Annotated in this window: 10 protein-coding genes; 6 read left to right on the forward strand and 4 right to left on the reverse strand. The window is 33.4% G+C overall.

The genetic code is table 11. The annotated features are described in order from the left end of the window. The first annotated feature begins 464 nt into the window (after positions 1 to 464). Complete coding sequence (ettA, locus tag VRU49_RS00115; RefSeq protein WP_330144733.1) at positions 465 to 2,144, forward strand: energy-dependent translational throttle protein EttA; 1,680 nt, start codon at positions 465 to 467, stop codon at positions 2,142 to 2,144. Between the two features lie 140 nt (positions 2,145 to 2,284). Here the strand turns inward: ettA and VRU49_RS00120 are convergent, their stop codons facing one another. Continuing rightward, positions 2,285 to 4,108, reverse strand: coding sequence for a M61 family metallopeptidase (locus VRU49_RS00120; RefSeq protein WP_330144734.1), 1,824 nt, complete (start codon positions 4,106 to 4,108; stop codon positions 2,285 to 2,287). A gap of 100 nt (positions 4,109 to 4,208) precedes the next feature. Between VRU49_RS00120 and VRU49_RS00125 the strand changes: the two genes are divergently transcribed. After that, positions 4,209 to 4,598, forward strand: a complete 390-nt coding sequence (locus VRU49_RS00125; protein ID WP_330144735.1) for a response regulator — start codon at positions 4,209 to 4,211, stop codon at positions 4,596 to 4,598. On the opposite strand, the gene VRU49_RS00130 is transcribed toward VRU49_RS00125, so the two are convergent. Next, positions 4,595 to 4,825, reverse strand: coding sequence for a DUF1456 family protein (locus tag VRU49_RS00130; RefSeq protein ID WP_330144736.1), 231 nt, complete (start codon positions 4,823 to 4,825; stop codon positions 4,595 to 4,597). The two genes, VRU49_RS00125 and VRU49_RS00130, sit on opposite strands and share 4 nt — an antisense overlap. Positions 4,826 to 5,013: 188 nt before the next feature. Between VRU49_RS00130 and VRU49_RS00135 the strand changes: the two genes are divergently transcribed. Beyond that, complete coding sequence (locus VRU49_RS00135) at positions 5,014 to 5,487, forward strand: ribonuclease H-like YkuK family protein (RefSeq protein ID WP_330144737.1); 474 nt, start codon at positions 5,014 to 5,016, stop codon at positions 5,485 to 5,487. Positions 5,488 to 5,730: 243 nt separating this feature from the next. On the opposite strand, the gene mnmL is transcribed toward VRU49_RS00135, so the two are convergent. Next, positions 5,731 to 6,684, reverse strand: a complete 954-nt coding sequence (gene mnmL / locus VRU49_RS00140; protein WP_330144738.1) for a tRNA modification radical SAM protein MnmL/YtqA — start codon at positions 6,682 to 6,684, stop codon at positions 5,731 to 5,733. Positions 6,685 to 6,955: 271 nt separating this feature from the next. Here mnmL and VRU49_RS00145 point away from each other — a divergent pair, with 271 nt between their 5' ends. Further along, positions 6,956 to 7,489, forward strand: a complete 534-nt coding sequence (locus VRU49_RS00145; RefSeq protein ID WP_330144739.1) for a GNAT family N-acetyltransferase — start codon at positions 6,956 to 6,958, stop codon at positions 7,487 to 7,489. A gap of 79 nt (positions 7,490 to 7,568) precedes the next feature. On the opposite strand, the gene VRU49_RS00150 is transcribed toward VRU49_RS00145, so the two are convergent. Then, a complete protein-coding gene (locus VRU49_RS00150; RefSeq protein ID WP_330144740.1) occupies positions 7,569 to 8,981 on the reverse strand; it encodes an APC family permease in 1,413 nt (470 codons plus the stop codon). A gap of 188 nt (positions 8,982 to 9,169) precedes the next feature. On the opposite strand from VRU49_RS00150, the gene VRU49_RS00155 reads away from it, so the two are divergent. After that, entirely contained in the window at positions 9,170 to 11,371 is a 2,202-nt protein-coding gene (locus tag VRU49_RS00155; RefSeq protein ID WP_330144741.1) for a sodium-translocating pyrophosphatase, read from the forward strand. Positions 11,372 to 11,541: 170 nt separating this feature from the next. Beyond that, the gene (locus tag VRU49_RS00160) at positions 11,542 to 13,005 is read left to right on the forward strand and encodes an amino acid permease (protein ID WP_330144742.1); all 1,464 of its coding nucleotides are present in this window, start codon (positions 11,542 to 11,544) and stop codon (positions 13,003 to 13,005) included. Positions 13,006 to 13,043 lie beyond the last annotated feature (38 nt).

Below are 13,043 nucleotides of genomic sequence, written 5' to 3' on the forward strand. Positions count from 1 at the left end.
TAAACGGAATGCTCTAAACTATAAATTACTTTCAGAAATAGGCACTCTTTTTTTATCAAATTTATCAACAATTACGCCATTCTGATAGAAAGCATATCCCATCTTTAAATGAAAGTTAAAAATTTACCTAAGATGTTGATTAGAATACAACTTTTAAGGTTAAAATTTTCATATATCATTAATAAATAATTGAAAAACAGACTTAAAAAGCCCATTTTAATGGATTGTTAGCTGAATGTAAGATTTCTGTCTTATGTAAATAACTGACAATTTGTGATTCGATAAACTAATTTTTAAGCAATTATGACAGTTCGAATTAAAATCAACATTAATTAATTCAATAAAAATATGCCTGTGGATATTTATTCGAAAATGATTATCTAATTCTGAATTTAATTCAATAAATCCCTTTTCATTTTACTTCTTACTACGAAATGCTCATCTTTGCATAAACAGGAATAATTATGTCGGACGAAAAAATAATTTTTTCTATGGCCGGGGTAAGTAAGATTTACCCTCCACAGAAACAAGTACTTAAAAATATTTATTTATCATTTTTCTATGGTGCCAAAATTGGTGTTATAGGTTTAAATGGTTCAGGAAAATCATCCTTATTAAAAATAATAGCTGGATTAGATAAATCTATCCAAGGAGAAGTGGTTTTTTCTCCAGGTTATACAGTAGGTTACTTAGCACAGGAACCAGAGTTAGACCCAGAAAAAACGGTAAGAGAAGTAGTAGAAGAAGGCGTTTCTGAAATTACTGCCATCTTAAAAGAATACGAAGAGATAAATGAAAAATTTGGTTTACCCGAATATTATGAAGATGCCGATGCTATGGATAAGCTTATGCAAAAGCAAGGTGAACTTCAGGACAAAATTGACGCGGTAAATGCATGGGAATTAGACAATAAACTAGAAAGAGCAATGGATGCACTTCGTTGCCCTGATCCAGATGCTAAAATTGCGGTTCTCTCTGGTGGCGAACGCAGAAGGGTGGCTATGTGCAGACTCCTTTTACAAGAACCTGATGTTTTACTGTTGGATGAGCCTACCAACCACTTGGATGCCGAAAGTATTGATTGGTTAGAACAATTCTTACAAAATTATAAAGGAACAGTAATTGCCGTTACTCACGATAGGTATTTCCTAGATAATGTTGCAGGATGGATTTTAGAGTTAGACAGAGGTGAAGGTATTCCTTGGAAAGGAAACTATTCTTCGTGGCTAGACCAAAAAGCTAAAAGATTAGCTCAGGAAGAAAAAACTGAAAGCAAACGCCAAAAAACGCTTGAAAGAGAGTTAGAATGGGTAAAAATGGCTCCAAAAGCCCGCCATGCTAAGTCTAAAGCTAGGTTAAGCAACTACGACAAATTGGCTTCTGAAGAAGGAAAAGAAAGAGAAGATAAACTTGAACTTTTTATTCCTCCAGGACCTAGATTAGGAAATGTTGTTATTGAAGCAACTAATGTTTCTAAAAGTTATGGCGACAAATTATTGTTTGATAATTTAAGCTTCGCTCTTCCTCCAGCTGGTATTGTGGGTATTATTGGTCCGAATGGTGCTGGTAAAACTACTTTGTTTAGATTAATTACTGGACAAGAACAGCCTGATAGTGGAACATTTAAAGTAGGTGAAACGGTTAAACTGGGTTATGTAGATCAAATGCATGATGATTTAGATCCTGAAAAAACAGTTTTTGAAAATATTACTGATGGTCTAGACAATATATTATTAGGCAATAAAACAATGAATGGTAGAGCCTATGTTTCGAAGTTCAATTTTAACGGTGGCGATCAACAGAAAAAGGTAGGCGTACTTTCGGGTGGTGAAAGAAATAGAGTGCATTTAGCTATTACCTTAAAAAAAGGTGCCAACGTGTTGTTGCTGGATGAGCCAACCAATGATATTGATGTAAACACATTAAGATCGCTAGAGGAAGCTTTGGAAAATTTTGGTGGTTGTGCTGTGGTTATTAGTCACGATAGATGGTTCCTAGATAGAATTTGTACACATATACTTGCTTTTGAAGGCAATTCTGAGGTATATTTCTTCGAAGGAAATTACTCTGATTACGAGGAAAATAAGAAAAAAAGATTAGGAGATGTTGCGCCTAAGAGAATAAAATATAGAAAGTTGGGGTAAAGAAGGAAATTGGGAAAGTCCGAAAGTCCAAGCGTATTAGAAGATTAAAAGTTTAGGCTTGAGAGATTTTCAAATAAAAAATAAAGGGAGTCATTTTAGACTCCCTTTTATTATTCCTACATATTTTTTCAAACACAAGTTTAATCGTGGTGTTTGTTTCTCAACCAGCTGTTGTAAATTTTATTTTCCTCAGCAGTTGGATTGGCCTTTCTTGTAATTTGGAAAGTTCTATCTTTCTTTTCAGATAAGGTTAACTTAGTATCCACAGTTTTATCTCCTCTTTTATAAACTACATCTAAAATAGTACCGGCTGGCAATGTTTTAGCCATGTTGTCTAATTCGGTTTGAGAGGCAGGTTTTCCATTTATAGAAACTAAAATATCTCTTGCTCTAATTCCTGCATTCCATGCTGGCGATTCATAATCAACATTCGTTACAGATAAATTCGCGTTTAAAATTCTTGTATTTAAGCCCGTATATCTATATGGCAATACCTTATATTCTGTATCAATTAACAATCCTGCATAGCCCAAATATTTTTGGTAGTCTAATTCTTTTGTTGTAGTGGTGTAATCAAACAGCTCACTCATATCACCCCCCAATTTCTCAGCTTCCATTCTGAATTCTTTTTCTGAATAACCACGACCTTTAGCTATGTTGTAATCGTAATATAAAACACGCATTAAATCGTCTAACGATTTTTTATTCCCAGTTACCTTTCTAATATGTAAATCCATCAGCATCCCAACAACTGGACCTTTATCGTAAAATGATATGGTTTTATTCACCTCATCTTCCGTTCTACCAAATGGTCCATCTGCCCAAGTATTATAACTTGCCTGCACCAACGATTGGTATAATCTTCCAGGTTTGGTTTCATAAGCCAACATTTTAGATCTCATAAAACCTAACATTTCTTCAGGAGTGGTAAGGTTTGCTCTTCTTAAGATTAAGTTTTCAAAATAAGATGTAAATCCTTCTGCTACCCAAAGCATTCTTGTTTTGCTGGTATTTTTGTAATCGAATGGCCCTAACTCAACAGGTCTAATACGTTTTGCATTGTAATGATGGTAATACTCATGCGCAATAAAATTGTACAATCTTAATTTTCCTTCGTGAGAATTTAATCCAGATCCGTTAAAACTAATGGTTGTATTATTCAAATGTTCTATACCACCTGCTCCAGGTCCAATTGCAATAAAAGAATAATGCTTAAACGGAATGTCGCCGATTAGAGCCACTGCAGATTCAACAATTTTTTTGATATCCGTCATAAACTGAGCCTTATCGAAATCACCCAACTTATACCCTAAAAATCTATGCGGCACACCTTGAACTACTACAGGAGTAAGCTCTTCAATATCAGTAATCAAAATTGGGCTGTCGAATAAAATATCATAATCAGGAGAATATAAAACATTCTTTTTCCCATCCACAAAATCTAATCCCGTGGCAATTTTCCAGTTATTAATAACATTTAATTCAATAGTAGATGGACGTGAAATTTGTCCACCTGGATACATAAATAAACTTCCACCAATTATATAAGCTCTGGTATTATCTAAAAAACTCTCAGCAACAAAAGATCTATTGGTTTTTACATCATAAGAAATAAAAATTTCCTTTTCTATCCCTGCATCTACCATCCAAGTATCGGCATCTTTCTTCGACCAAGGAAGCGCCTTTCCATTCTTATCTTTTACTTGAAAATTTTCAACATTTTTAGAATAATCTAATTTTTGATAATATCCAGGATGCCATGTAGACATAATAAACTCCATTAAACCATTTGCAGGTAATGACATTTGAACTTGAAAAGTCTTTTTCTCAGGGTTATTCATAGAAACAACGTACTTTACAGGTGTATTTTCATTGACTTTTACACCATGTACAAGTTGAGAGAAGAAAACACAGCAAACTAAAATCAAGGTTTTAAGTTTGCAGTTTCTTGTTATTTGAACCATATCTTTATTGAAAATTATTTTTCGGTTAATATACTTTTTATATAAATTCAAACCCTAAACTACTTTAATTGTTACATATTTATTGTAGTACAACTAACACATGAATCGAATACTTATTATTGATGATGATAAAGATGTTTTAGACACTTTATCGCTTATTTTAGAAATTGGTGGGTATGATATTTTGGGCTTACTTGAAGTAGATTCTTTAAACGAAAATATAAAAACTTTTAAACCAGATTTAATAGTTTTAGATGTTGTATTGGGGAATATAGATGGTAGATCTATTTGTAATCAACTAAAACAAAATCCAGTTACAAAATCCATCCCAATATTAATGATGTCGGGTTTACTTGAAATGAAAAAAGTTAATGAAAATACAATTGGGCCTGATGATTTTATTTCAAAGCCTTTTGAAATGGAAAATTTTGTTTCGAAAGTAACTAAGCTAATTGCTCAGAAAAAATCTAAAGATTATACAATTAATTAAGATTGAGGTTCTCTCGGACCTCTTTTATAAATGACTAAACCATTTAAAAAGTTTCTTAAGATTTGATCTCCACACTTTTTAAAGTTTGGATGATCATCCTTTCTAAATATATCGCTCAATTCACTTTTTGTGATTTTAAATCCAACTAAAGCACAGATTTCTATAATTTGATCTGAATTTAAGGAAAGTGCTACACGCAATTTTTTTAAAATATCGTTATTACTCATAGTTAAATTTTAAGTCAAAGATACGATTAGAAATTCAAATCATATTCTTTATAAAATGTATTTTCTGACTAAACACAACTACTAAAACAACATATCTTGTTGATAAACAGAAAGATGTTGACAATTTAATAACATAAAATTGTATTAATTTTTATTATTCTCTTGTATTTTTATAAAAACTCATGACTATGATTTGGAAAAAATTCAATGGAGAATCTGTTACGCTTCCCATAATTGAAGAAGTAGAACAAGCCATAATTAGAGAATCTGAAAAAGGACATAAACTTAAAGTTTGCATTGGGACAGACTCACAAGTAAAGGGCCACACATTAAATTTAGCTACCGTTATAGTACTAATTAGGGAGCATCATGGTGGCTTCATGTATATTTTACAAGAAAAAAGCACCAAAAAAATGTCGATAAAAGAAAGAATGTTATTGGAAGTGCAAAGATCCATAGAAACCGCATATTCGATCTGCGATTTGTTGGATTTATATGATGTAGATTTAGAAGTTCATGCAGATATTAACACCAACCCTATTTTTAAATCTAACCAAGCATTAAACGATGCGATGGGCTATATTTTAAGCATGGGCTTTATTTTTAAAGCAAAACCTGAAGCATTTGCAAGCTCTGCCTGTGCAGATAGAATGGTTCATTAAAAAAATTGAACGGATTAGAAAATAAGTAAAGCTGTAAACTTAACATTTACCAAGCTTTACATATCTGATTTTTTTAATCTTTAGCCTTCTAAACACCTCATCTTCCAGACTTTCGGACTTCCGGACTCACAATCTTTCGGACTATCCAATCTTTCGGACTTTTCCGTCTTTATACCTCTCCGACTTCCCAACTTCCAGCCTTCCGGACTTTACTGTCTTCCGGACTTCTGGACGCTAAAACTTCTATCCCCCCTTATACATAGCCCCTTGAACAATATTCCTTTCTTCAAATTTTTTATCCATATATGTCTGAATAGACGATTTTTTAAGATCCCAATTAGGTGCAATTAACAAATCCCAATCAGAGATACCGAACAATCTTTGAATCACAATATCAGGTCTTAATCTTGGGATAACCTTACAAAGGAAATCAGTATAAGACTCTAATGTAAACAATGGAAAAGGGTCCTTTTTATATTTTGCCCCCATTATTGAACCTTCTACAATATGAAGATGATGAAATTTCACAAATTTGATTTGAGGAAAACGATTAATTTCATCTATATATGCTAACATCTCAGTCTCCGTTTCCCATGGGAAGCCAAAAATAGTATGCACACATAAATCTAATTTACTTGATTTTCCGGCCAATTCTATAGCGTCAACAAATTCTTGGTGACTACACCCTCTATTTATTTTTTCAAGTGTACTATCATAAATAGATTCCATTCCCATTTCCAAATCAACATGATAGCGATCTGCATAACTTTCTAAAAGCGCAATTTTTTCTGCGTCAATACAATCTGGTCTGGTACCAATAGATAAACCTACTATATCTTCCGAATTTATAGATAATGCCTCATCATACATCATCTTTAAATAATGAACTGGCGCATAAGTATTGGTATTAGGCTGAAAATACACGATAAATTTATCCGCCTTATAAAAGTTCTTTCCTCTAGCAATACCTTGCTCTAATTGTTCCCTTAATGAGGGTAAAGTGCGCGACAATTCAGGTGTAAATGAATCTACATTACAATACGTACAACCTCCATAGCCTTTACTCCCATCTCTATTTGGGCAGGTAAATCCACCATCAACAATTACTTTAAATACACGTTGCCCGCTATATTTTTCTTTTAAAAAAGAGCCGTAATTATTATACCCCTTTATAACTTGATCTAATCCTGTTCCCATTAAGTGCAAAAATACATCTTTATAAAGGATATTTCAATTATAAATAAACCATCTCGCTATTTACCAGTCTCATAAACGAAAAATAAAAATTGTATTTTGTGTAAAAAAAATTTTAAATCATATTGAAAATTCATACATTTAATTATAATTATAATTTTTCGTGTAAAATTTTAAAAAAATAACAACATCAATTTTTCAATTTCAAACGATAATTAAAAAGATCATTTTATAAAATTTTTAAATTAAAATTATTCAAAGAAACGTTCAACAAATGACAATAGCGCTAAATTCTATCCCTAATTCTAATTCTGCGGAATCGTTTAATATTAGTATTAGAAAAGCCAATACATTAGACTGCGATAAGATTAGGTTGTTATATAAGTCAACTGTTGAATCCATGGAATTACCTGAGTATAACGCACAGCATAGAATAGTTTGGGCGGCTTCTGCAGACGATGCCGATGCCTGGTTAAAAAGAATTACCAACCAATATTTTATTGTAGCAGAACATGGCGGAAATATTATTGGTTTTGGATCTGTAAGTGCAGAAGGATATTTAGACCTTTTATATGTTGATTTTGATTTTCAAAGAAAAGGTGTTGGACGAAAAATTCTAAAAAACTTAGAGTCTCATTGTTCAAAATCTAAAATTCATGAATTATGGGCGGATGTAAATAACAGTTCACAATATTACTTTCAAAGACATGGTTTTATAGTTGACACCGTGTACACCAGAAGCGTAAAAAACTGTGATTTTGAAAACGTTATAATGAAAAAGATTCTCTTAAATAAAAGCATTAACTAAAGAACGTTAATAATCAATGAAAAAATCCCAATCTGAAAATTCAGTATTGGGATTTTTTTATTAAAGCATGTAATTAAAATTAATCTTTAGGCTTATTTAAATAGTAAACCGGAATACCAGCCAACATGATTAACACACCCCAACCGCAAGTACTTGTTTTAGTAATTAATAAAGAAATACAAATTGCGGTTCCAACAATTACATACAACAATGGAACTATTGGATATCCAAATGCCTTATATGGTCGATCTGCATCGGGTTGTTTTTTACGTAAAATAAATATCCCCATAATGGTAAGCACATAGAAGATGATTACTATAATCATTACATAATCTAATAAATCACCATATTTACCTGTTAAGCAAAGTACAGAAGCCCAAGCGCCCTGCAACCATAATGCCCAAGCCGGAACACTAAATTTATTTAGATTTGCTGCCTTTTTAAAGAAAAGACCATCATTTGCCATGGTATAGTAAACACGTGAGCCAGCCATAATTAAACCATTATTACAAGCAAACGTAGAAATCATAATCATCACCGCAATAATAATAGTTCCAGTTTCACCGAAAATGTATTGTGCAGCATCTACTCCCACCCTATCTAATTTTGCGAAAGCAATTTCATTTATTGGCATTACAGCCAAGTAAACCAAATTAGCTAAAACATAAATAATACTAACAGTTAAAGTTCCTAAAAACAAGCTCAATCCAACATTTCTCTTTGGATTTTTAATTTCTCCTGCAATAAAAGTAACACCATTCCAAGCATCACTACTAAATAAAGATCCAACCATAGCTGCTGCAATTCCAGCAAATAAGGCTAAACCTGTAATACTAACCCAAGAATTACTATCAGCATCAAATCGTTGAGAATTCCAAGCATCTTGCCAGTTTGCATCCCAAACTTCTTGTTTAGCACCTAAAGCAAATCCAAAAATAATTAACCCGAATAGAGAAGCAATTTTAATAATGGTTAATACCGTTTGTAAAGTTTTTCCATTTTTTACACCCCTAGTATTTACCCACGTTAAGAGAACAATGGTTAAAATAGAAACCAATTGAGCAGCGCTAAAATTAAAAGTTCCTACCGAAAACAATACATTATCTTCTCCAACAGCTGGAATTAAATAAGCTGTAAATCTACTAAAGGCTACCCCAACGGCTGCTATAGTTCCGGTTTGAATAACCGCAAAAAAACTCCAACCATATAAAAAAGCAATTAACTTATTATAGGCTTCCTTTAAATATACGTATTGTCCCCCAGCCTTAGGAAACATAGCACTTAGTTCACCATAACTTACAGCAGCAATTACAGTTACTAATCCAGTAATAATCCAAATTAAAGTTAGCCATCCAGCAGAGCCTACATTTCTTGTAATGTCTGCACTTACGATAAAAATTCCAGATCCAATCATAGATCCAGCAACCAACATTACCCCGTCGAAAAGGGTAAGCTCGCGCTTAAAATGTTGTTCATCTTTTATTTCTTCCATTGTTGTTTGTTTAGTTGGGTTAAATATATTTAAAAAACCTAAAACTATTCTAAACCTATTTATTAATCCTGTTACATTTTATTTAAAATAAAAATTTGAGAGTTAAATGAATATAAAGTTGTTTAATTCATCAAAAGAATTATTTTTGGAATAACTTAACACTTAAACAATTAACACTAAACTAACTAATGGATTTTCTACAAAACAATTTAATTTACGTTATACCATTACTTGGTATACTCGGCATCTTAGTGATGGCCGTAAAAAGTGCATGGATTAATAAGCAACCTGCGGGAGATGCAAACATGCAGGAATTAGCAGGTCATATTGCAGATGGGGCAATGGCCTTTCTAAAAGCAGAATGGAAAGTACTAAGTATTTTCGTTTTGTTTGCTGGCGCAATTTTAGCCTATTCTGGAAGTATTCATGAAATTAATGGAAGAGCCATTCATTCGAGTTGGATAATCTGTATTTCATTTGTAATTGGTGCTGTATTTTCTGCTTTGGCAGGTTATATAGGCATGAATGTCGCAACTAAAGCCAATGTTAGAACGACACAAGCAGCTAGAACTAGTTTAAAGCAGGCATTAAAAGTATCATTTACAGGCGGAACCGTGATGGGATTAGGTGTAGCTGGATTAGCTATTTTTGGATTAGGGGGCTTGTTTATCGTATTCCTTTCCATTTTTGCAGATTTAGGTACGCATACCATAGCTACTTCAATTGAAGTATTAACCGGATTTTCGTTAGGTGCAGAATCTATTGCATTATTTGCTCGTGTAGGTGGAGGTATTTATACCAAAGCTGCAGATGTTGGTGCTGATTTAGTTGGTAAAGTAGAAGCAGGTATACCCGAAGATGATGTTAGAAACCCTGCTACTATTGCAGACAACGTGGGCGACAACGTAGGTGACGTTGCAGGAATGGGTGCTGATTTATTTGGTTCTTACGTTGCAACAATTCTTGCTACCATGGTTTTAGGACAGGAAATAGATGCCAGTGGCGATAAATTTGGCGGGATGTCTCCTATTTTATTACCTATGCTTATTTGTGGATTAGGAATTCTATTTTCAATTATAGGGACTTGGTTTGTGACCATTAAAGACGAGAAATCGAATGTTCAAAATGCCTTAAACTTAGGAAATTGGTCATCAATAATAATTACAGCCATTGTATCATTCTTTGTAGTTAAATGGATGTTACCAGACACCTTAGTTTTGCGTGGCTATGAGTTCACTAGTATGAATGTTTTCTATGCTATTATGGTAGGATTAATTGTAGGAACCATTATGAGTATTGTTACTGAGTACTATACAGCAATGGGTAAAGGCCCTGTTAATTCAATTATTCAACAATCTTCTACTGGGCATGCTACGAATATAATTTCCGGACTTTCTGTTGGGATGAAATCAACCGTTATTCCAATTTTAGTTTTAGCAGGTGGTATTATGGCATCATATTATTTTGCTGGATTATATGGTGTTGCAATTGCAGCAGCAGGAATGATGGCAACTACAGCAATGCAGTTGGCAATTGATGCCTTTGGTCCGATTGCTGATAATGCAGGTGGAATTGCAGAAATGAGTCAGTTACCTCCAGAAGTTCGTGAACGTACAGATAATTTAGATGCAGTAGGAAATACTACCGCAGCTACTGGTAAAGGATTTGCGATTGCATCAGCGGCTTTAACATCTTTAGCTTTATTTGCTGCTTTTGTTGGTATTGCTGGCATTACTGCGATAGACATTTATAAAGCACCCGTTTTAGCTGGTTTATTTGTTGGAGGAATGATTCCTTTTGTATTTTCAGCATTATGTATTCAAGCGGTTGGTAAAGCTGCAATGGATATGGTGCAAGAAGTTAGAAGGCAGTTTAGAGAAATTCCTGGAATTATGGAATATAAAGCGAAGCCGGAATATGAAAAATGTGTAGCCATTTCCACTAAAGCTTCAATTAGAGAAATGATGATGCCTGGTGCAATCGCGTTAATTTCACCAATTATTGTTGGTTTTGTATTTGGTCCAGAGGTATTAGGTGGACTATTAGCGGGAGTTACTGTCTCTGGTGTATTAATGGGTATTTTTCAAAGTAACGCTGGTGGTGCTTGGGATAACGCAAAAAAATCTTTTGAAAAAGGTGTAGAAATAAATGGAGAGATGTATTTCAAAAAATCGGAGCCGCATAAAGCATCTGTTACAGGTGATACTGTAGGTGATCCATTTAAAGATACATCAGGACCATCGATGAATATTTTAATTAAATTAATGTCTATTGTTTCATTAGTTATCGCTCCATACATTGCTGAGAGCACAGTAAATACGGCTCAAAAACAAGATAAAATTATTAAAATGGAGGTTCAGAAAACAGTTAAAATAGAGAAGGTTAAATAAATAAACGTATCTATTGCTACTCAAAAAAATGTAACAAATCAATAGAAATTCACTGTTAACAATTTAAAAAGGGTTTTTTGAAATAAAATCCTTTTTAAATTACATAATTTTTTTTACGTTTACACCCTTATTATAATTAAAAATTAACACTCAATTTAACTAAACAATTTATGAGATTTAACAAACCTATCAGTGTTTTACTTGCTGAAGCATCTGAAAGTGGCGAAGGTACGCTGAAACGGACCTTATCAAGTGCCAACTTAGTTGCACTTGGTATTGGTGCTATTATTGGTGCCGGATTATTCTCTTTAACTGGTATTGCTGCGGCAGAAAACGCTGGACCTGCTGTTGTTTTATCATTTATTCTAGCTGCAATTGGTTGTGCTTTTGCAGGTCTATGTTATGCAGAATTTGCATCAATGATTCCAGTTGCAGGAAGTGCATATACCTATGCATACGCAACGATGGGAGAATTTATGGCATGGATTATTGGCTGGGACTTAGTATTAGAATATGCATTGGGCGCTGCTACAGTGGCTGTTTCATGGTCTAGGTATCTACTCGAACTCCTCCATAAACATGGATTAAGTATACCTCATCACTTAGCTGTTTCTCCTTTCGAAACTGTAAAACTTGGAGATGGAACCATTATTGATGGAGGTTTAATAAACTTACCAGCAATATTCATCGTTTGTTTACTATCATTTGTATTAGTTCGTGGTTCTAAAGAATCTGCAACTATGAATAATGTTTTAGTAGTAATTAAAATCGTCGTAGTTTTAGTTTTCATTGCTTTAGGATGGTCACACATCAACCCAGAAAATCATATTCCTTTTATTCCTGAGAATACAGGTAAATATGAGAATTTCGGTTGGACAGGTATTGCTGCCGGTGCTGGAGTTGTATTCTTCGCATTTATTGGTTTTGATGCCGTTTCTACTGCAGCTCAAGAAGCTAAAAATCCTCAAAAAGGTATGCCAATTGGTATATTAGGATCATTAATAGTTTGTACCATATTATATGTATTGTTTGCATATGTTATGACAGGCTTATTGAAATATACAGAATTTGCAGGTGATGCTAAACCAGCTGCTACAGCTTTTGCAGTTACTGGATATAGTTTCTTACAAGATGCATTAATTGTTGCCATCTTAGCAGGTTATACTTCTGTAATCCTAGTTATGCTTATGGGTCAGTCAAGAGTTTTCTATACCATGTCTAAAGACGGTTTATTGCCTAAATTCTTCAGCAATATCCACGCTAAATTTAGCACTCCATGGAAAACTAATATTTTCTTTATGATTTTCGTAAGTGCATTTGCTGGTTTTGTTCCAGTATCAGATTTAGGCCATATGGTTTCTATTGGTACTTTATTAGCATTTGTTCTTGTATGTATTGGTATCTTGGTATTAAGAAAAACAGATCCAGATACTCCTCGTCCATTCCGTACACCTTGGGTTCCTTTCGTTCCTATTATGGGTATATTAGTATGTTTATACTTAATGTATTCATTACCAGCAGAAAGCTGGGGTCGTTTAGTGATTTGGATGGCATTAGGTGTAATTATTTACTTTGTCTACGGTAAAAAACACTCAGTTGTTCGTAGAAAATATGCAGAATCACTTAAAAAATAACTAAACTAATCTTTAAAAAAACCTCGGTAATTACCGAG

The organism is Pedobacter flavus, assembly GCF_036324285.1.
In the GTDB taxonomy this organism is placed as follows: domain Bacteria; phylum Bacteroidota; class Bacteroidia; order Sphingobacteriales; family Sphingobacteriaceae; genus Pedobacter; species Pedobacter flavus.